This window comes from Pantoea rwandensis, assembly GCF_000759475.1.
GTDB lineage: Bacteria > Pseudomonadota > Gammaproteobacteria > Enterobacterales > Enterobacteriaceae > Pantoea > Pantoea rwandensis_B.
Genome location: NZ_CP009454.1, coordinates 2,876,283 through 2,897,835, shown reverse-complemented (window position 1 = coordinate 2,897,835; position 21,553 = coordinate 2,876,283). Strand labels below are relative to the sequence as shown.

The 21,553-nt window shown below is 54.8% G+C and carries 16 protein-coding genes; 10 read left to right on the top strand and 6 right to left on the bottom strand.

The features are described 5' to 3' along the window. Window positions 1–50: 50 nt before the first annotated feature. A complete protein-coding gene (ydgT, locus tag LH22_RS13190) occupies window positions 51–266 on the bottom strand; it encodes a transcription modulator YdgT (protein WP_038647227.1) in 216 nt (71 codons plus the stop codon). Between the two features lie 675 nt (window positions 267–941). On the opposite strand from ydgT, the gene ytfQ reads away from it, so the two are divergent. The 4 genes from ytfQ to yjfF are packed head-to-tail and all read left to right on the top strand — an operon-like array spanning window position 942 to window position 5,467. Beyond that, window positions 942–1,898: a galactofuranose ABC transporter, galactofuranose-binding protein YtfQ gene (gene ytfQ, locus LH22_RS13185; protein WP_038647225.1), complete on the top strand. Its 957-nt coding sequence runs from the start codon at window positions 942–944 to the stop codon at window positions 1,896–1,898. A 56-nt stretch (window positions 1,899–1,954) separates the two neighbouring features. Beyond that, window positions 1,955–3,475: a galactofuranose ABC transporter, ATP-binding protein YtfR gene (gene ytfR / locus LH22_RS13180; protein ID WP_038647223.1), complete on the top strand. Its 1,521-nt coding sequence runs from the start codon at window positions 1,955–1,957 to the stop codon at window positions 3,473–3,475. Further along, window positions 3,468–4,484 (top strand): galactofuranose ABC transporter, ATP-binding protein YtfT, encoded by a 1,017-nt coding sequence (ytfT, locus tag LH22_RS13175; protein WP_034827397.1) that lies wholly within the window; start codon window positions 3,468–3,470, stop codon window positions 4,482–4,484. Before ytfR ends, ytfT begins: the two co-directional genes overlap by 8 nt. Next, a complete protein-coding gene (yjfF, locus tag LH22_RS13170; RefSeq protein WP_038647220.1) occupies window positions 4,481–5,467 on the top strand; it encodes a galactofuranose ABC transporter, permease protein YjfF in 987 nt (328 codons plus the stop codon). Before ytfT ends, yjfF begins: the two co-directional genes overlap by 4 nt. 1,511 nt (window positions 5,468–6,978) lie before the next feature. Here yjfF and araA read toward each other — a convergent pair. Together araA and LH22_RS13160 are read right to left on the bottom strand one after the other, a co-directional pair. Then, a complete protein-coding gene (araA, locus tag LH22_RS13165; RefSeq protein WP_038647218.1) occupies window positions 6,979–8,469 on the bottom strand; it encodes an L-arabinose isomerase in 1,491 nt (496 codons plus the stop codon). A gap of 11 nt (window positions 8,470–8,480) precedes the next feature. After that, window positions 8,481–10,166, bottom strand: coding sequence for a ribulokinase (locus tag LH22_RS13160; protein WP_038647216.1), 1,686 nt, complete (start codon window positions 10,164–10,166; stop codon window positions 8,481–8,483). Window positions 10,167–10,532: 366 nt separating this feature from the next. On the opposite strand from LH22_RS13160, the gene LH22_RS13155 reads away from it, so the two are divergent. The 5 genes from LH22_RS13155 to LH22_RS13135 all read left to right on the top strand — a co-directional run bounded on the left by LH22_RS13155 (window position 10,533) and on the right by LH22_RS13135 (window position 16,311). Further along, window positions 10,533–11,516: an arabinose ABC transporter substrate-binding protein gene (locus tag LH22_RS13155; RefSeq protein WP_038647214.1), complete on the top strand. Its 984-nt coding sequence runs from the start codon at window positions 10,533–10,535 to the stop codon at window positions 11,514–11,516. Between the two features lie 145 nt (window positions 11,517–11,661). Then, entirely contained in the window at window positions 11,662–13,182 is a 1,521-nt protein-coding gene (araG, locus tag LH22_RS13150) for an L-arabinose ABC transporter ATP-binding protein AraG (protein ID WP_038647212.1), read from the top strand. A gap of 17 nt (window positions 13,183–13,199) precedes the next feature. Next, on the top strand, window positions 13,200–14,186 hold the full coding sequence (gene araH / locus LH22_RS13145) for an L-arabinose ABC transporter permease AraH (RefSeq protein WP_038647210.1): 987 nt from the start codon (window positions 13,200–13,202) through the stop codon (window positions 14,184–14,186). A gap of 89 nt (window positions 14,187–14,275) precedes the next feature. Further along, complete coding sequence (gene araC, locus LH22_RS13140; RefSeq protein WP_034827384.1) at window positions 14,276–15,193, top strand: arabinose operon transcriptional regulator AraC; 918 nt, start codon at window positions 14,276–14,278, stop codon at window positions 15,191–15,193. Between the two features lie 77 nt (window positions 15,194–15,270). Further along, on the top strand, window positions 15,271–16,311 hold the full coding sequence (locus LH22_RS13135; RefSeq protein ID WP_038647207.1) for an oxidoreductase: 1,041 nt from the start codon (window positions 15,271–15,273) through the stop codon (window positions 16,309–16,311). 108 nt (window positions 16,312–16,419) lie between these two features. On the opposite strand, the gene add is transcribed toward LH22_RS13135, so the two are convergent. From add to malX, 3 genes are all read right to left on the bottom strand, one after another. Continuing rightward, on the bottom strand, window positions 16,420–17,418 hold the full coding sequence (gene add, locus LH22_RS13130; protein ID WP_038647205.1) for an adenosine deaminase: 999 nt from the start codon (window positions 17,416–17,418) through the stop codon (window positions 16,420–16,422). A gap of 118 nt (window positions 17,419–17,536) precedes the next feature. Next, on the bottom strand, window positions 17,537–18,715 hold the full coding sequence (locus LH22_RS13125; RefSeq protein WP_038647203.1) for a MalY/PatB family protein: 1,179 nt from the start codon (window positions 18,713–18,715) through the stop codon (window positions 17,537–17,539). Then, complete coding sequence (malX, locus tag LH22_RS13120; RefSeq protein ID WP_038647201.1) at window positions 18,712–20,301, bottom strand: maltose/glucose-specific PTS transporter subunit IIBC; 1,590 nt, start codon at window positions 20,299–20,301, stop codon at window positions 18,712–18,714. Before malX ends, LH22_RS13125 begins: the two co-directional genes overlap by 4 nt. Window positions 20,302–20,480: 179 nt before the next feature. On the opposite strand from malX, the gene malI reads away from it, so the two are divergent. Next, window positions 20,481–21,509 carry a Mal regulon transcriptional regulator MalI gene (malI, locus tag LH22_RS13115; RefSeq protein ID WP_038647199.1) on the top strand — a complete coding sequence of 343 codons (1,029 nt, stop codon included), beginning with the start codon at window positions 20,481–20,483 and terminating at the stop codon, window positions 21,507–21,509. The last annotated feature ends 44 nt before the right edge of the window (window positions 21,510–21,553 follow it).

The window sequence follows — 21,553 nt, the reverse complement described above, 5'->3', positions numbered from 1 at the left end:
ACGCCCGACATGGACAACGCTATAGTGCAGAAAAAGGTGGGGAAAACCCATTACATTACGTAGCGCCAGACTGATTTTGGCACGCGGCCCATATCGAAGAGGCGGCCGCCGGAAACCAGTTCAGCACGACGGTGATCGGCAGCGCGATACATATTGATGATGTCATTATCATCGGTCAGCGAATAATTGAGATGGTCGTAGAGTTTTTCCAGACTCTCAAGATTATTCACTTTGCGGAATTTCAACAGGTAATCTAGCGCAGTCATGATTGCCATTTAAAAATAAAGTGCTCGGAAGTGCCCAAGTATAGGGAGCACACTGACAGAGTCCATACGCCAGCGTTAAAAAAATTCAAAAATCAGACAACGTGAGCTAATTCGCTCATCAAAAGACATTTTTTCTTCATTTTGCCGTTTTAAACGCGCATTTCCAGACGGGATTAAGACAAATTCTATCCTGACGGACGGCATAATGTGAAAAAAGCTCACACCCTTAACGCAAATGAAAGTTGTCATTTTTTATCAGGCTTAATGCACTGACTTTCATTCATATAAGACGTTTATTAGGCCGATTTATGTCGAACAGTTAAGCAATGGCATCTACAGGCTTTGAAACTTTAAATCATGTAGTGTGCGAATAATCACAAAACTGATCATTGCTTGTGCCCGCAGTCGATAACCATTCTTTACGCAGCGTCTGTAATCGTTTCCAGTAGCCACCATCCTAACCGATTCTGTTTATTACATTTATTTAACCGCCACTGAAATAAATATCAGGCAAATTGTCCATATTGCTGGTATGACTTCTTACATGCATAATTTCGTAACTCCTTTAATTCACTCTATTTTGTGAGGCATGTCGCGCTTGTTTTCTCGCTTTTGCGCCAGGCTTAATCTGCGTTTTGTACCCCTACAGCACACTCCCTTCAGAGGAATGAAATTATGTGGAAACGTTTACTCTTAACCGCCATGGTCAGTTCAGCGCTCAGTACTTCGGTACTTGCCGCGGATATGACGGTGGGCTTCTCACAGGTTGGCTCGGAATCAGGCTGGCGTTCAGCGGAAACCAACGTGGCGAAAAGCGAAGCGCAAAAGCGCGGTATCACGTTGAAAATCGCCGATGGTCAGCAAAAACAGGAAAACCAAATCAAAGCGGTGCGCTCGTTTATCGCGCAGGGCGTTGACGCCATCTTCATCGCGCCGGTAGTGCAGACTGGTTGGGAACCGGTGCTGGAAGAAGCCAAAGATGCCAAAATTCCGGTGTTCCTGTTAGACCGCGCCATTGTGGTGAAAGATAAGTCGCTGTACATGGCGGTGGTGACCGCAGACAACGTGCTGGAAGGCAAGTTGATCGGTGACTGGCTGGTGAAAACTGTCGGTGACAAGCAGTGCAACGTGGTTGAGTTACAAGGCACCGTGGGTGCCAGCGTAGCCATCGATCGTAAGAAAGGATTTGCCGACGCCATCGCGGGCCATAACAACATTAAAGTGATCCGTTCTCAGTCCGGCGACTTTACGCGTAGTAAAGGTAAAGAGGTGATGGAGAGCTTCATCAAAGCGGAAAACAACGGCAAGAACATCTGCATGGTGTATGCGCATAACGATGATATGGCAATCGGTGCCATTCAGGCCATTAAAGAAGCGGGTCTGAAGCCAGGCAAAGATATTCTGACCGGATCCATCGACGGTGTGCCGGATATTTATAAAGCGATGCTGGCGGGTGAAGCCAATGCCAACGTCGAGCTGACGCCAAATATGGCAGGTCCGGCTTTTGATGCGCTGGAGAAATTCAAAAAAGACGGCACGATGCCACCAAAAATCATCAAAACCGAATCGAAACTGTATCTGCCAGATTCCGCGCAGGCACAGCTCGACACCAAAAAAGGCATGGGTTACTGATCCCCGCAACCGCCCTTCGGGGCGGTTTTTCATGACGTAAGGCGAGGTAGAACCTGATGAGCACCGCAGATGCATCCGCACTCCTGACACTCAACGGTATCAGCAAAGGTTTCCCCGGCGTGAAAGCGCTGGATAATGTCTCATTCAGCATTCGCAAAGGCGAGATCATGGCGCTGCTGGGCGAAAACGGTGCCGGAAAATCCACGCTGATTAAAGTGCTGACCGGTGTTTACACCCGGGATGCCGGCACCATCACCCTGAATGGCAGTACCATTTCACCGCACAATACTGCCGATGCGCAGCAAATGGGCATCGGTACGGTTTATCAGGAGGTGAATCTCCTGCCAAATATGTCGGTGGCAGATAATCTCTACATCGGCCGCGAGCCGCGCCGCTTTGGCATGATCGACCGCAAGCGTATGGTGCGTGATGCCGATGCGCTGATGCGCAACTACGGTTTTGCGCTCGACGTGACGCGTCCCCTGGGCCATTACTCAGTCGCGATGCAGCAGATCATTGCGATTTGTCGCGCCGTGGATCTCTCCGCTCAGGTGTTAATCCTTGACGAACCTACCGCCAGCCTCGATGCCAGCGAAGTTGAAATGCTGTTCACCCTGATGGCGCAGTTGAAAGCCAGAGGAATGAGCCTGATTTTTGTCACTCATTTTCTCGACCAGGTGTATCGCATCACCGACCGTATTACCGTTTTGCGCAACGGCCAGTTTATTGCCACGCGTGATACGGCATCATTGCCGCAAATCGAATTGATCAAACTGATGCTGGGGCGCGAACTGCTGGAGACCGCCTTGCAACGTCAGGGCAGCACGCTGAAGAGCAATCAACCGGTTGTGTCATTTAAAGATTACGGCAAGAAGGGCACCATTGAACCTTTCGACCTCGCGGTGCGTCCGGGAGAAGTGGTGGGCTTAGCCGGCTTGCTGGGATCGGGGCGCACCGAAACCGCCGAGGTGCTGTTTGGTATCCGTCGTGCGGATCGAGGCACTGCCACCATCAAAGGCAAAGTGCAGCATATTCGGACTCCGGCCAAAGCCTCCCATCTGGGCATGGGGTTCTGCCCGGAGGATCGTAAAACCGACGGCATCATCGGTGCGGCTTCGGTGCGTGAAAATATTATTTTAGCGCTGCAGGCACAACGCGGCTGGCTGCGTCCGATTAAACGGCGTGAACAACAGGCAATCGCAGAACGCTTTATCAAAAGCCTGGGAATTCGCACGCCACATGCCGATCAGCCAGTGGAATTACTCTCCGGCGGTAATCAGCAAAAGGTGCTGCTGTCACGCTGGCTGGTGACGAAGCCGCAATTCTTAATTCTCGACGAACCGACGCGCGGCATTGATGTTGGTGCACATGCCGAGATCATTCGTTTGATTGAAACCCTGTGCGCCGATGGACTGGCGTTACTGGTTATCTCCTCTGAACTCGAAGAGCTGGTGGGCTATGCCGATCGCGTGTTGATCATGCGCGATCTGAAGCAGGTAGCTGAAATCCCGCTGGAGCAGCTGTCGGTGGCGTCGATTGTGAATGCCATCGCCGATGCAGGAGCACAACATGCTTGAATCCCCTATGACACATCCAAAACCTGAACGGCGTAAGCCGAAGTTACCGCCAGGCATGCCGCAAATCGTTGCGCTGATTCTGGTGCTGTTGGTGGATAGCCTGGTCGCAAACAATTTTTTTGCGGTGCATATCCAGGACGGTCGCCTGTTTGGCAGCCCGATTGATATCCTCAACCGCGCTGCACCCGTTGCCCTACTGGCGATCGGTATGACGCTGGTGATTGCCACCGGCGGGATTGATTTGTCGGTAGGTGCGGTGATGGCGATTGCGGGGGCGACGGCGGCCACGTTGACCGTTGCGGGGCACAGCCTGAGCTTTATTATTCTCGCCACCCTTGGCACCGGCCTTGCCTGCGGCTTATGGAATGGCGTGCTGGTGGCGCTGCTGAAGATTCAGCCGTTTGTTGCCACGTTGATATTGATGGTAGCCGGGCGCGGTATTGCACAGCTGATTACTCAGGGTCAGATTGTGACCTTTAACAGCGACAGCCTCGGTTGGTTTGGCAGCGGCTCGCTGTGGATGCTGCCGGTTCCGGTATGGATCACGCTGCTGGTGGCACTGTTAGTGTGGCTGCTGACGCGAAAAACCGCGCTGGGCCTGTTTATCGAAGCGGTGGGGATTAACCTGCGCGCCGCACGTAATGCCGGTGTAAATGGCTGGTTAGTGGTGATGTCCACCTATGCGATCAGCGGTGTGTGTGCAGCAGTCGCGGGCCTGATCGTGGCAGCGGATATACGTGGCGCCGATGCCAACAATGCCGGTTTGTGGCTGGAGTTGGATGCCATTCTTGCCGTTGTGATTGGCGGTGCATCGCTGATGGGCGGGCGTTTTAATCTGGTGTTGTCGCTGGTCGGCGCGCTGATTATTCAGTCGATGAATACCGGTATTTTGTTGTCTGGCTTCCCGCCGGAACTGAATCAGGTGGTGAAAGCGGTGGTGGTGATGTGTGTGCTGTTGCTGCAATCGCCGCGCTTTATCGCCATGCTGAAAGGGAGACGTCCAAAATGATTAAACGCCATCTGCCATTGATGATTACGCTGCTGGTGTTTGTCGCCGGTTATCTGTTCTGTCTGAGTCAGTTCCCTGGCTTTGCCTCGACACGCGTGATTTGCAATATCCTGACCGATAACGCGTTCCTCGGCATTATCGCCGTGGGCATGACGTTTGTGATTTTGTCAGGCGGTATCGATCTGTCAGTGGGGGCCGTTATCGCCTTTAGCGGCGTATTTTTGGCGAAAATCATCGGTGATTATCACGTTGATCCGATTCTAGCCTTCGCGATTGTGCTAGCAATGGGGGCACTGTTCGGCGCCATGATGGGTTGGCTGATTGATGCACTGAAGATCCCGGCCTTTATTATTACGCTGGCGGGGATGTTTTTCCTGCGCGGCTGCAGCTATCTGGTTTCCGAAAACTCGATTCCCATCGATCATCCGCTCTATTCCACACTGTCGAGTCTGGCATGGAAGATCCCCGGTGGCGGGCGTCTTAGCCTGCTGGCGGTGATTATGCTGGTGGTAGTGATCGGCGGGATTATCCTCGCGCATCGCACGCGTTTTGGTAATCAGGTGTATGCCATCGGCGGTAATCTGACGTCGGCGCAGTTGATGGGTGTTTCGACACGCGCCACGACCATCAAGATTTATATGCTTTCCACCACCCTGGCGACACTGGCGGGGATTGTGTTCTCGATTTATACCTCAGCAGGCTATGCCCTGGCAGGATTGGGCGTGGAACTGGACGCGATTGCCTCGGTGGTGATCGGCGGCACCTTGTTGTCCGGCGGTGTGGGCACGGTGCTCGGCACGTTGTTTGGGGTGTTGATCCAGGGTCTGATTCAGACATGGATTAACTTCGATGGCACGCTGAGTTCCTGGTGGACAAAGATCGCCATCGGTATTCTGTTGTTTGCATTTATCGCTTTGCAACGTCTGCTAACGGTAATGTGGGATCGTCAGAAGAATGCGCCGGTTAAGCGTTTAACTTCGTAGTTGTCAGCGTCATGTTTGTTTTGAGAGGTGCGCAAATTTGCGCACCTTTTTTGTTTTGGGGCTTAGATTCGGGGATGCGGTTTTTGGTGTTCAGATTTGTGGATGTTGGGTAGGGGTTACAGGTTTTAACGCTCATATTTTTGAATGTTAAGTGAAGTTGCTGATGGTTCGGTGCTCAGCCCCATAAAGGCCAGCCCGATTGCAAAGGAACCCCGCATCCTTGCAGATCGACCGCGCCATCCCTGGCGCGAACGCTTTGCTCTTCGGGCTGGCCTTTATGGTGCAATTGAGACTGTCATTGCTGTAGTCCGCGCAAACTTGAAAGTTCTGTTCAGTCCTGGATTAAAAAATATCGCGGCAAGCCTGCATAAAGGAGACAAAGGTGGGCAGTGGAGTAAAGCGTACGCCGCAGGGATGCGGCGTCCGAGGCTACAGGGATGTATTCACGCCGACTTTACGCAACGCCCACCTTTGTTGACTGGACCGCACGTTTTTAGCCACAGCACTCTTCTTTAAAAGTTAGGTGGGTTTGCTGAAAATCTGGTGCACGGCCCCATAAAGGCCAGCCCGATCGCAAAGGAACCCCGCATCCATGCAGATCGGCCGCGCCATCCCTGGCGCAAACGCTTTGCTCTTCGGGCTGACCTTTATGGGGCATTTAAGATGATCATCGCTGTAGTCAGTGCAAGTATGAGGATGCAGCCAGGTTTTTAAACCCGCCAAATCGTAGCGCTGTGATGCGAGAGAACGGCGCCAGTTTTTGACCCTGGAAACCATGCAGCGGACATGCATAAAGGAGACAAAGGTGGGCAGTGGAGTAAAGCGTACGCCGCAGGGATGCGGCGTCCGAGGCTACAGGGATGTATTCACGCCGACTTTACGCAACGCCCACCTTTGTTGACTGGATCGCACGTTTTTAGCCACAACTCACCTTTGACGACTGATCCGCAGATTTTTAGCCTCAGCACTCTTCTTTAAAAGTTAGGTGGGTTTGCTGAAAATCTGGTGCTCAGCCCCATAAAGGCCAGCCCGATCGCAAAGGAACCCCGCATCCATGCAGATCGGCCGCGCCATCCCTGGCGCGAACGCTTTGCTCTTCGGGCTGGCCTTTATGGGGCAATTGAGACTGTCATTGCTGTAGTCAGTGCAATTATAGGAATGCTGCCAGGTTTATAAATCCGCCAAATCGTAGCGCTGTGATGCAAGGTAACGGCGCCAGTTTTTGACCCTGGAAACCATGCAGCGGGCATGCATAAAGGAGACAAAGGTGGGCAGTGGAGTAAAGCGTACGCCGCAGGGATGCGGCGTCCGAGGCTACAGGGATGTATTCACGCCGACTTTACGCAACGCCCACCTTTGTTGACTGGATCGCACGTTTTTAGTCACAACGCCCACCTTTGTCTACTGGACCGCACGCTTTTAGCCACAACTCACCTTTGTCGACTGAACCGCGCGTTTTAGCGACGAAAAAAAGCCGCGACTTAACGCGGCTTTAACCGGTAATCAAACGATCAACGCGCTAAACGGTAATACGCCTCATTCCAGCGCAACGCATCCTTGAACGCCGGTAAGCGCGTATCCTCATCGATCACCAGCACTTCAATGCCGTTTAGCTCACCGTACAAATACATATCATCCAAATCCAGTGCCTGACTAAACACCGTATGGTGCGCGCCACCGGCCAGAATCCAGGCTTCGGAAGCGGTAGCCAGTGAGGGCTGTGCACGCCACAAAGCACGCGCGACCGGCAACTTCGGCAGCGGTTTCGGCTGCTCAATCGCATCCACTACATTCACCAGCAAACGGAAACGATCACCCATATCAATCACACTGGCATTCACCGCGCGCCCAGCCGGCGTGGAGAAAATCATGCGCGCCGGATCGGCTTTGCCACCAATGCCGAGGAACTGCACATCAATCAACGGCTTCGCCTCTTTGGCAATCGAAGGGCACACTTCCAGCATATGTGAACCCAACACCAAATCGTTGCCCGGTGAAAAGTGATACGTGTAATCCTCCATAAATGAAGTACCGCCTGCACGATTCCCGGCTTGCACCTTCAAAATATGCAGCAGCGCGGCTGTCTTCCAGTCCCCCTCACCGGCGAAACCATAACCCTGGCCCATCAAACGTTGAACGGCCAGGCCCGGCAACTGCGTCATGCCGTGCAGAGTCTGGAAATTAGTGGTAAAGGCTTTGCAGCCCTCATCATCGAGGAAACGCTTCAAACCCAGTTCAATGCGCGCCGCATCCAGCACATTCTGACGCTTCTCGCCATTCACGGCGGCAGCCTCGCTAAACAGATACTGGCTCTCGTATTCATCGATCAGCGCATGCACATCGCCATCACTGACGCTGTTCACCACCTCAACGAGATCACCCACGCCCCAACCGTTAACCGAATAACCAAATTGAATTTGCGCCGCCACCTTATCGCCTTCGGTCACCGCCACTTCACGCATATTGTCGCCAAAGCGCGCCACTTTCAGCTGCTGGCTGGCCTGCTTTGCTAATGCTGCATTGATCCAGCGTCCGATGCGCTGCTGGCTGGTCTTATCCTGCCAGTGGCCAGTCACCACGCTGTGCTGCAGGCCCATACGTGCGCCAATAAAGCCGAACTCACGGCCGCCATGAGCGGTCTGGTTCAGGTTCATAAAGTCCATATCCATACTGTCCCACGGAATTTCTGCGTTGAACTGAGTATGGAATTGCAGCAATGGCTTATTCAGGATACTCAGCCCACCAATCCACATCTTGGCCGGTGAAAAGGTATGCAGCCAGGTAATGATCCCCACACAATTGCTGTCGTGATTGGCTTCGCGGCACAGCGCCAGCGCTTCATCCGGTGATTTCACCAGTGGCTTCAACACCAGCGGCACCGGCAGCGTGCCCGCCTGGTTCAAACCGTCCATCACCTGGCGCGCGTGATGTTCGACCTGGCGCAAGGTTTCCGCTCCGTAGAGATGCTGAGTCCCAATCACAAACCAAACGTTCTGTTCCATTTCTCGCTCCTTTACTTAGCGGATGTGGCGCGGGCGGCATACTGAGGTTCAGCGGCCTGGCACCAGTTCTGATAGCGTTGATAAAGCTGTTGATAGCCCGCTACGCGCAGGCTGTTAGGCTGCAAGGTCACGGCGATCGGACTCGCCATCACCTGCTGTGCGGCAGGGACGTCGGCATACACCTTCGCGGCGACGGCGGCAAAAATGGCGGCGCCAAGCGCGCAGCATTCGTCAGAAGCCACGATATCCAGCGGGCGGTTCATTACGTCGCAGCATGCCTGCATAATGGCGGGAGACTTACGTGCGATGCCGCCAAGCGTCAGAATGCTCTCCACCGGAATCTGTTGTTTCTCGAAGCACTCCATAATGGCGCGGGCACCAAACGCCGTGGCGGCCACCAGACCACCAAACAATGCAGGCGCGTCAGTGCCGAGATTCAAATCGGTGATCACGCCTTTCAGGCGCTGATTGGCATCCGGCGTACGACGCCCGTTGAACCAATCCAGCACCACGGGCAGATGATCGAGCTGTGGATCGGTAGCCCAGGCTTCGGTAAGGGAGCGGATCAAATCCTGCTGCATTTCGGCGAGTTGCGGTTGCAACTCAGGATGGCGCGCCACCGCCTGCTGCAGCGGCCAGCCCAGCAAACGACTGAACCAGGCGTAAATATCGCCAAACGCGGACTGACCGGCTTCGCAGCCGATGGCACCCGGCACGACACTGCCATCCACCTGGCCGCAAATGCCTTTAATTGCGCGATCGCCCACTTTCTCACTATCAGCAATCAAAATGTCGCAGGTTGAGGTGCCAATCACTTTCACCAGCGTATAAGGCTGAGCACCTGCACCGACCGCGCCCATGTGGCAGTCAAAAGCACCACCGGAGAGAATCACCTGTTCAGACAGTCCCAAACGCTGCGCCCATTCGGCAGACAACGTACCCACCGGCACATCAGCAGTGAAGGTGTCGGTAAATAGCGGGGAATCCAACTGCTCGACCAACATCGGATCAAGGGCACGGAAAAAGTCCGCAGGCGGTAGGCCATGCCATTCAGGATGCCACAGCGATTTATGCCCGGCAGCACAGCGTCCACGCCGCAACTGCGCCGGGGCGGTGCGACCGCTTAACAGTGCCGGTACCCAATCGCAGAGTTCCACCCAAGACACTGCAGCATCACGCACCGCCGCATCCTGGCGTGATACATGCAGAATCTTGGCCCAGAACCACTCCGACGAATACACACCGCCGATATAGCGGGTGTAATCGGTGAAATGACCGTTGCGGCACAGCTGATTAATCTCTTCCGCTTCTTCAATTGCGGTGTGATCCTTCCACAGCACAAACATGGCGTTGGGATTGGTCGCAAACTCCGGACGCAAGGCTAACACGTTGCCATCGCGGTCAATCGGGGCAGGGGTTGAGCCGGTTGAATCGACGCCAATACCCACCACCACAGCCCGCTGTTCCACTGTTAACGCGTGCACCACCGCCACGATCGCCTGCTCCAGCGCATCAATGTAGTACTGTGGATGATGACGAAAACGGTTGGCATGCGCGTCACAGAAATGCCCCTGCGCCCAACGCGGATAGTTCACCACCGCGGTTTCCAGCTCTTGACCACTGCGGCAGTCCACGGCGAGGGCACGCACCGAGTCACTGCCAAAATCCAGCCCAATTGTTATGGCGCCAGCACCCATTGGGATTCTCCTGTGTGAGTTATCTGGCTCAATCCTGGAATGCGGGAGCATAAGCCGTTAGTCATCGCTGGCTGAGAATATGCACTTTTCTGCCATCGGCGAGGTTATGTGATCGGCAGCAAAAGTTAATGACTGGTTAATTTCGCTGAATATATGGAGGAATTAGTCATCGTTTTGGGATGTGATACCGCTCTACATTTTTATTCGCCAATACCGCTACAACTAGCCCAGCGTTTGCACAGCCTTTGTACAACCTTTGAGCTAACGCGCTGATTTTGCGCTGTACCCAAACGTGAAATCCAATTGGTAGCGTTTACACCGATTCGTTATTAACAGCGATAAAACACCATTGTGCCGGAGAGCATCATGCATAAATTCACTAAAGCGCTGGCGGCGGTAGGTCTCGCCGCGGTTATGTCACAATCCGCTATCGCCGAAACCATGAAACTCGGTTTCCTCGTCAAACAACCGGAGGAACCCTGGTTCCAGACGGAATGGAAGTTCGCCGATAAAGCCGGCAAAGATCTCGGTTTCGACGTCATCAAAATCGCGGTGCCTGACGGCGAGAAAACCCTCAATGCCATCGACAGCCTGGCGGCGAGCGGTGCCAAAGGCTTCGTGATCTGCACACCGGACCCGAAACTGGGTTCAGCCATCGTGGCGAAGGCGCGCAGTTATGGCCTGAAAGTGATTGCGGTTGACGATCAGTTCGTCACCGCCAAAGGCAAGCCAATGGACACGGTGCCGTTGGTGATGATGGCGGCGACCAAAATCGGTGAGCGCCAGGGCCAGGAACTCTATAAAGAGATGCAGAAGCGCGGCTGGGATGCGAAAGAGACCGGCGTGATGGCGATTACCGCCAATGAGTTGGACACCGCGCGCCGCCGCACCGGCGGTTCGATGGAAGCGCTGAAAGCAGCCGGATTCCCGGAGAAGCAGATCTATCAGGTACCCACCAAATCCAACGACATTCCCGGTGCGTTTGATGCCGGTAACTCGCTGCTGGTGCAGCATCCCGAGGTGAAACACTGGCTGATTGTCGGCATGAATGACAACACCGTGCTGGGTGGCGTACGCGCGACTGAAGGCCAGGGCTTTAAAGCGCCAGACGTGATCGGCATTGGCATTAACGGCGTAGATGCGGTGAGCGAACTCTCCAAAGGGGCGCCAACCGGCTTCTATGGCTCACTGCTGCCAAGCCCGGATGTGCACGGTTATAAGAGCAGTCAGATGCTCTACAACTGGGTGACCAAAGGCGAAGAGCCCGCGAAGTTCACCGAAGTCACCGATGTGGTGCTGATTACCCGCGACAACTTCAAAACTGAGTTGGCGAAGAAAGGGCTGATGTAAGTCGCCTGATTGATAAACGCAGCCTCCATCCCAGGTGTTGTAGCAGGTTGGCCACCGCGTTTGCTCCCGTGTCGCTCGTCGCTGGGACAAATGTGCGCAGCCAACGCGGCAATAGCGCGAAAGATGGGGGCGAAGAGGAGTTTCCATGGAAACTGATCAAGCCTTTCTGTCCTTTCATGGCATCAGTAAAACCTTTCCGGGCGTAAAAGCGCTGCAGGATATCTCATTCCAGTGCCGCGCCGGGGAAGTGCATGCGCTGATGGGCGAAAACGGCGCGGGAAAGTCCACGCTGTTAAAGATTCTCAGCGGCAGTTATCAGCCGACTGAAGGTGAGATTTGCATCAAAGGCGAAGTGAAAAGCTTCAACAACACCGTGGATGCGCTGGATGCGGGCGTGGCGATCATCTATCAGGAGCTGCATCTGGTGCCGGAGATGAGCGTGGCGGAGAACATCTATCTCGGACAGTTGCCACACAAACGCGGATTGGTGAATCGCAAATTGCTGCGGTATGAAGCAGATCTGCAGCTTAAAAATCTCGGCATGGATATCGATCCAGACATGCCGCTGAAATATCTGTCGCTCGGTCAGTGGCAGATGGTGGAGATTGCCAAAGCGCTGGCGCGTAATGCGCGCATCATCGCCTTTGACGAGCCGACCAGCTCACTGTCTGCACGTGAAATCGAGCATCTGTTCCGCGTCATTCGTCAGCTGCGCGATCAGGGCCGCACCGTGCTGTACGTGTCGCATCGTATGGAGGAAATCTTTGCCCTCAGCGATGCCATCACCGTGTTCAAAGATGGTCGCTACGTGCGCACCTTCACCGACATGCCGAACACCCATCATGACGATCTGGTACAGGCGATGGTCGGGCGTAACCTCGGCGATATTTACGGCTATACGCCGCGCGCATTGGGTAAAGTCCGTTTGCAACTTGATCAAGTAGAGGCCAAAGGCGTGCGCATGCCAATTTCGCTGACGGTACGAGCTGGTGAAATTGTTGGCCTGTTTGGATTGGTTGGTGCGGGGCGCAGTGAATTGATGAAGGGGCTGTTTGGTGCGACCAAACTGCGTGGCGGCAGCGTGTCGCTGGATGGCAAAAAGCTCAACATTCGCCAGCCAATCGATGCGATTCGCGCGGGGATCATGCTGTGTCCGGAAGATCGTAAATCCGAAGGGATTATTCCGGTGCACTCGGTGCGCGACAACATCAATATCAGCGCGCGCCGCCATAATCTCACGGCGGGGTGTCTGATCAAACCCGGCTGGGAGGCGAAAAACGCCGATCTTCACATCCGATCGCTCAACATCAAAACGCCTGGCCCGCAACAGCTGATCATGAATCTGTCGGGAGGCAATCAGCAGAAGGCGATTTTGGGTCGTTGGTTGTCCGAAGAGATGAATGTGATTCTGCTGGATGAACCGACGCGCGGTATTGATGTCGGTGCCAAGCATGAAATCTATAACCTGATTTACCAACTGGCGAATAAAGGGATCGCGGTGCTGTTTGCTTCCAGCGATCTGCCCGAAGTGATGGGCCTGGCTGACCGTATCGTGGTGATGCGTGAAGGTGAGATTGCCGGAGAACTGCCACACGACGCGGCCACGGAGCAGCTGACGCTGAGCCTGGCGATGCCGAAAACCCCTCAAGCGGCCGCCGTGGCCTGATGTAAAGGAGAGCAACAATGGCTTCATCTACCACTTCCAACACACCACCGGTGCAGCGTAACGGCCTGCAGCTGGGGCGTATCTGGGATAATTTCGGCATGCTGGTGGTTTTCGCGCTGCTGTTTATCGTTTGCGCCATCTTCGTACCCAATTTTGGCACGTTCATTAATATGAAAGGGCTGGGACTGGCCATGTTGATGTCCGGCATGGTGGCCTGCGGCATGCTGTTCTGCCTCGCTTCTGGCGATTTTGACCTCTCGGTGGCCTCGGTGATTGCCTGCGCCGGTGTGGTGACCGCGGTGGTGATCAACATGACGGAGAGTCTGTGGTTGGGCGTCGCGGCCGGTTTGGTGCTCGGTATGGCCACCGGATTTATTAATGGCTTTGTGATTGCCCGGCTAAAGATCAATGCGCTGATCACCACGCTGGCAACCATGCAGATTGTGCGTGGTCTCGCGTATATCTTCTCTGACGGTAAAGCGGTCGGCATTGAGGATGAACGCTTCTTCACCCTCGGCTATGCCAACTGGCTCGGCTTGCCAGCGCCCATCTGGCTCACCATCGCCACCATGATTGTTTTCGGTTTTGTGCTGAACAAAACCACCTTTGGCCGCAATACGCTGGCGATTGGCGGTAATGAAGAAGCCGCACGTCTGGCCGGGGTGCCGGTGGTGCGCACTCGCATCATCATCTTCATTCTCTCGGGACTGGTCTCGGCGGCGGCGGGGATTATTTTGGCCTCGCGTATGACCAGTGGTCAGCCGATGACCTCGCTCGGGTATGAACTGATTGTGATTTCAGCCTGTGTGCTGGGCGGCGTTTCGCTGAAAGGCGGCATCGGTAAGATTTCTTATGTGGTGGCGGGCGTACTGATTCTGGGTACGGTTGAGAATGCGATGAATTTATTGAATATCTCGCCGTTCTCACAGTATGTGGTGCGCGGTTTGATACTGTTAGCGGCGGTGATTTTTGACCGCTACAAACAGAAAAACAAAGCGGCCTGATCCCAGCCGTGAAAAATGATGCAGGGCGGCCATCCGGTCGCCCATCTGGCGCGATCCACTGCGCATTTACAGGTTACCGTGAGGGCACTATGTACCATCGTGAACCCCCCAGTGAGCAGCAGAATCCACTGCTACCCGGCTATCCGTTTAATGCCTGGCTGGTGGCGGGCTTAACGCCAATCAATGCCAACGATCAGCTGGACTTCTTTATTGACCGGCCGCTCGGCATGAAAGGTTACATCCTCAATCTGACCATCAAAGGTCAGGGTCGTATTTTTGATGGTGAGTCGGCGTTTGACTGCGAGCCCGGCGATTTGCTGCTGTTTCAGCCGAAAACTCCGCACTATTACGGCCGTTCCCCTGACAGCCCCTGCTGGTTCCATCGTTGGGTCTATTTCCGTCCGCGTGCCTACTGGACGGATTGGTTGCAGTGGCAGGATGAGAGCCAGGGCGTGGGGCGGCTACGTTTGCCAGAAGCGCAACGTGCCGAGTTTGACCGCCTGTTTGCCAGCATTGAGCAGACCCACAATTCGGGTCGTCGCTTTGCCGAAGAACTGGCAATGAATCTGCTGGAGCGCTTGTTGTTGCGCGCGGTGGAGGAAGATCCGCGCAGCCATCAGCAAATTCGCGATCCGCGCGTGATTGAGGCCTGTCAATACGTCACCAACCATCTGGCCAGTGAGGTGAAAATCGAGGAAGTGGCGCGCCATGTGTGTCTTTCCCCGTCACGGCTGGCGCATCTGTTTCGCGAGCAGATGGGGATTAATCTGCTGCGCTGGCGCGAAGATCAGCGGGTCATCCGCGCCAAACTGTTGCTGCAAACCACGCAGGAGCCGATTGCCTCGGTCGGGCGCGAAGTGGGTTATGACGATCAGCTCTATTTCTCTCGCGTCTTCCGTAAACGGGTGGGCGTCAGCCCCAGTGATTTCCGCCGCCGCAGTCAGGATGCGCACGATGCCTTAGTGGCTCAGGAGAGCTGGCAACCGGCACGGAGTGCGATCTCCTGAGTTTTCAGCTGATTCCGCCTTGTTGTTACTGGCTGATTCGTCTTAAATCAGTCTGGTAACGAACAAGAGGAATGAGAATGAGCGATAAATTACGTGTCGGCCTGATTGGCTACGGTTTTGCCAGCAAAACCTTTCATGCTCCTTTGATCGTCGGCACGCCAGGCGTTGAATTGGCAGCCGTCTCCAGCAGCGACGCCAGCAAGGTGCATGCCGACTGGCCCTCGGTGCAAGTGGTTTCCGATCCACAAGCCCTGCTGGATGACCCGACACTGCAACTGATTGTCATACCGACACCAAATGATACTCACTTCCCGTTAGCCAAAGCGGCACTGAATGCCGGTAAACATGTGGTGGTGGATAAGCCCTTTACCGTGACACTGTCACAAGCGCGTGAGCTGGATGCACTGGCCAAAGCCAAAGGGCTGCTGCTCTCCGTATTCCACAACCGCCGCTGGGACAGTGATTTTCTGACGTTGAAAACCTTGCTAGCTGATGGCGCCTTAGGTGATGTGCGCTATCTCGAATCGCATTTTGACCGTTTCCGCCCCGAAGTTCGTCAGCGCTGGCGCGAAATGAAAGGCCCGGGCAGCGGTATCTGGTTTGATCTTGGCCCTCATGTGCTGGACCAGGCGCTGCAATTGTTTGGCCCGCCGGTGGCGATCACTGTGGATATGGCTGAACTGCGTCCTGGCGCGCAAACCACCGATTATTTCCATGCGGTGCTGACTTATCCCACTCGTCGGGTCGTGTTACACGCCAGCATGCTGGTGGCGGCAGAATCTGCACGTTTTGTGGTGCACGGCACGCGGGGCAGCTACGTCAAATATGGTCTGGATCCGCAGGAAGATCGCCTGAAAGCAGGTGAACGTCCTCCGCAGGAAGACTGGGGCTATGATATGCGCAATGGCACTCTGACGCTGGCAGAAGGTGACGTGATGGTGGAGAAAGAACTGCTGACTCTACCGGGTAACTATCCGGCGTACTACGCGGCGATTCGTGATGCGATTGCGGGCACCGGAGATAACCCAGTCCATGCTGAAGAGGCGATTCAGGTGATGGAGTTGATTGAACTCGGCTTACAGTCCGCTGAGAAGCGCCAGACGATGTCGCTGAAGTGACGGAGTAAAGCATACGCCAGGGTGGTGTCACTCAAAAAGGGCCTCACCCTAACGTGCGATGTGATTTAAAGGTGCGCAGCGAAGCGCACCTTTTTACTTTTGACGTGATTACCCCGCCACGCGCTGACGCAGGGCAGCTTTCTCTGCCTCACTGAGGAAGGCAATGGTCACACCATTTTCCTGCGCCTGACGCATCTCTTCAGCGGTTAATCCTGCCTGCGGCGCAGCGTGCTCATATTCATGCGCCAGCTCAATACCCTGAACCGCCGGATCATCGGTATTAATGGTGGCGAGAATACCGTGTTGCAGGAAGGCTTTCAGCGGATGAGTGGCCAGTGAAGCTACTGTGCTGGTCTGAATGTTGGAGGTCAGGCAGGATTCAATACCAATGCGCTGCTCTGCCAGGAAATCCATCAATGCGCGATCTTCAATCGCTTTTACGCCATGGCCAATACGCTCAGCGCCGAGTTCGCGAATCGCCTGCCAGATGCTTTCCGGACCAGCGGCTTCACCGGCGTGCACGGTAATACGGAAGCCGGCATCGCGCGCGCGATTGAAGTGGCTGAGGAATTCACTGCCCGGGAAGCCGAGCTCATCACCGGCCAGATCGACGGCGGTAATGCCATCACGGTGTGCCAGCAAACCTTCCAGTTCGCGCAGGCAGGCTTCGTCACCGAAGGTGCGACTCATAATGCCGATCAGGTTCACATCCACGCCGTACTGTTTTACGCCCGCGCGTACACCATCAATCACGGCTTCCACCACACCAGCGATCGGCAGGTTGTGCGTCATCGCCATATAGCCCGGTGAGAAACGCAGTTCTGCGTAGTGAATCCCAGCACGTGCGGCATCTTCCACGTTTTCCAGCGCGATACGGCGGCAGGCATCCAAATCGCCCAACACCTTGACGCCCCAGTCCAGTTTCTGCAGGAAGCTCACCAGATCGGGTTCATTGGCTGTGACTTGCACATGCGGACGCAGTTCGTCGAGCGAGTTAGCAGGCAGCGTGAGGTTAAACTGGCGACCTAAATCAAGGATGGTTTGTGCGCGGATGTTGCCATCAAGGTGGCGGTGAATGTCGGTCAGGGGGAGTTTCAGGTCAATCATGTCGCACTCGCTAAAGTTTCATAAAGTGCAGAGCATTATAAAAACATCTTGCGCAACAGCGCCAGTGATTTGCGCAAGCTGTGAAATGGATGCTGAATTAATCAGCATCCGAACGCCTTTAACACGATTTTAAAGCCGCAATCAGACGATCCAGTCCGTCATCGAGTTTACTGCACGGACAACCGGCATTGAGCCGCAGATATCCCCGACTGGCTTCACCGTAGGTTGAACCCGGCATGATCGCGACTTTGTACTGATGAATCAGCCGATGTTGTAATGTCTGTTCATCAATGCCCAACGGTGTGAGATCAATCCATGCCAGATAGGTAGCGGCAGGGGGCTGCCAGTTAAGCGCAGGAAAATCCGCATTCAATCGTTGCGCAATGTGCTGCATATTCGCCTGTAGATAATCGCGCAGTGCATCCAACCAGGCTTCACCTTCACGATACGCGGCAATGGTGGCAGCCACAGCCATCACCGCCGGTGACGATAAGCCATCCTGCTGTTTCAGTGCGTGGAACCAGGCCTGACGATCGGTTTCATGCGGAATGATGCCCCAGGCGCCGGTCAGTGCCGGGATGTTGAAACTCTTCGATGCCGACGTGAATAACGCCCAGGGAGATTGCGCTACCTGGCTCCATGGGATGTGGTCTGCATCGCTCAACACCATATCCATATGGATCTCATCGCTGATCACCTTCACATCGTAACGCGCACAGAGCGCGGCCATTTGCTGTAACTCCTCACGCTGCCACACTTTGCCGGTAGGATTGTGCGGGCTGCACAGCAGCATCACTTTGCAATCGGGTCGCGCCAGTAATTGTTCCAGCCGTGCCATATCACACTGCCAGTCATTACCCTGACGCTGTAGCGGCAGTTCCAGCACGCGGCGCTGATTACCGTTGATAGTGTTATAGAACGCATCGTAGGCGGGCGTATGAATCAGCACTTCATTGCCGGGTTTTGTCCAGTGGCGCATCATTTGCGCCATCATGTAGATCACTGACGGTCCATAAACCAGTGATTGCGCCTCAATGTCGGTGGCAAAACGGCTGCGCATCCAGTGCTGAATCGCCGAGGTGAAATCATTGTGCTGCCAGCGGCTGTAGCCCAATACGCCATGGTTCAAGCGCTGTTGCAACGCCTCAATGATGCAGGGTGCCGTCGCGAAATCCATATCGGAGATGGTGAAGGGCAATAAGCCCTCCACACCGAAGCGATCCGCTACAAAATCCCACTGCGTGCACCAGCTACCGTGACGATCCACGACAGGGTCGAAATCAAACCTCTGCATCATGACGCCGTCGCACTCATCAGATGTGCCATTTCATCTTTCACAGACTGCACTTGTGGACCGATGACCACTTGCAGGCTGGTTTGATTAAGGTGCACCACACCAATTGCACCGTTGGCTTTTAATGCGGCATCGTCCACCTTACTCATGTCAGCAATGGTGAGGCGCAGACGCGTCAGGCAGTTATCCAGCGAAGTGATGTTGTCCACGCCGCCCAACGCCGTCAGAATCGCCGGGGTGTTGTAACCTGATTTCCCCACGCCCGCGCGGCTGACCTGCTGCTCCACGCTGCTGGTTTCTGCTTCGCGACCCGGAGTCTTGATGTTGAAGCGGGTAATAGCAAACCGGAAGATCGCGTAGTAACCCACGAACCACACCGCCGCAATCACCGGCACCCAATACCATTTGGTGGAGAGGCCGTGCAGCACGCCGAACACGAAGAAGTCGATAACGTTGCCGTCGGTGTTACCAATAGTCACGCCGAGTATCGCCATCACGGTGAAGCCCAGACCCGTCAACAGGGCGTGGATCAAATACAGCACCGGTGCCACGAACAGGAACAGGAATTCGATCGGTTCAGTGGTGCCGCCGACGACGCAAGCCACCACACCAGAAATCAGCAGCCCTTTAATTTTGTGACGATTTTCGGGACGGGCACAGTGATAAATCGCCAGTGCCGCACCCGGTAAACCACCAAGGAAGGCCGGCATTTTGCCTTGCGACAGGAAACGCGTGGCGCTTTCCGCAAAGCCGTGAGTATCCGGGCAAGCCAACTGCGCCTGGAAGATGGTCAGGGCACCGCTGACGCTTTTGCCGCAGACGTCGAGCGTACCGCCCGCATCGGTGAAGCGAATAATTGCCACCAGAATATGCTGCAGACCAAACGGCAGCAGCAGGCGTTCGCCGGTGCCGAAGATCATCGGGCCAAATTCACCGGCACTGTTGATCATCCAGCCGAGACCGGTGATGGCGCGCGCAAAGAAGGGCCAAATCAGCGGAACCACTAGGCCGAGCAAACCCATCACCACGGTGGTGACAATCGGCACAAAGCGCGTGCCACCGAAGAAGGCGAGTGCATCCGGCAGGCGAATGTTGTGGAAGCGTTCATGCAGCCAGAACACCACCACACCAACGATCACCGCGCCCAGGATACCGGTATCAATGGATTGGATGCCAAGGATATTTTGAACGTTGTTGGCTTTCAGCACCGCCGCGTCGGTGGTGGGAAGAATGCCATTGATATTGAGCCAGAAGTTGACGCTCAGGTTCAGAACTGCATAGCCGACGAATCCGGCAAAGGCAGCGACGCCTTTGTTCTCCCGCGCCATGCCCAGTGGAATCGCAATGGCGAACATCACTGGCAGATAGCTGAAGGCAAATGAACCCAGCTTCGCCATCCAGATAAACAGATATTGCAGGAAGGGCTGATCGAGCATCGGGATCAGCGTCAAGACATCGTGACTGCTGAGCGAGCTGCCTATCCCAAGCAAAATGCCGCAAAAAGACAGCAGGGCGACGGGCAACATAAAGGTTTTACCCAGACTCTGGAAAAATTCCCAAAGTGACATTTTGGGTCGGCTGGCGGACATGGTCTCTCCTGGTTAAAAAGCGACAAGTTTTCATAAAGGTAAAGAATGATAAAACGTTTTACCAAGCAATTTTGTGGCTATAGTCACAAAGCGTGACTAATCCCAGGCTTTATTTTTGCGTCAATCAGTGTAACGTTTTACCTCTATGTTTCTTCATTAGTTGTTGGAAACGGAACCGGATGTCTCAGCCTAAAACCACTATTCACGATGTCGCACAGGCGGCTGGCGTATCGGTATCGACAGTCTCTTTGGTGCTGTCCGGCAAAGGTCGTATCTCTTCCGCCACGGCCGAACGCGTTAATCAGGCGATTGAGCAGCTGGGATACGTGCGCAACCGCTCAGCCTCCATCCTGCGTGGTGGCGAGAGTGGTGTCATAGGTTTGATTGTGCGCGATCTCAGCCAGCCCTTTTACGCGGCGATGACCGCAGGCTTGAGCGAAGTGCTGGAACAGCAGGGCAAAGTCCTGGTGCTGACGCAAAGTGGCCAGCACGGGCAAAATCTGCAGCGCTGTTTCGATTCATTGGTGGCGCAAGGGGCCGATGGCATCGTGTTGGGCGGCGCCGTGGCGCAGGCGGAAATGCTGGTGGCGCAGGCACACGAACAGCAAATTGCCTTGATCTGCGCCGCGCGGGCCAGCAGCCTCGACAAAGTCGATTCCTTGCGTCCAGACAACAGCCAGGCCGCACGCATCGCGACGGAGTATCTGATCCGTCAGGGGCATCAGCGTATTGCGTGGGTAGGTGGATTGGGGTCTTCACTGACGCGTGCTGAAAGAATTGGCGGTTATTGCGCCACGTTGCTGCAATACGGTTTACCGTTCCGCCCGGACTGGATCATTGAGTGTGATGACCGGCAACAGAGCGTATCGGCATTGACGCAAGACTTACTGCATCATCACCCACGCATCACCGCTATCATTGCCCATAACGCCAGTACCACGCTCGGCTGCTATTTTGGTGCGATCCACAGCGGACGCTCGCTGGGCGAAGATGCGGTGGACAGCTACTTCACGCAAAAGCTGGCGCTGGTCGGCTTTAATGACGATCCGCAACGCGAATCGTATGACTCCTCGCTGACGTTTGTCAGTAGTGAAGCGCGTGATGTGGGAAGGCGAGCCGCAGAGCGTATTTTGCAGCGTCTGGCACAGCCGGAAGCTGAAGTACAAACCTTGATTGTGCCGCCACTGTTGGTGCGAGGGGGAGAGTAGAAGAAGCGTGATGGGAAAGGGCGCATTCAGGTGCAGCCAGAAAG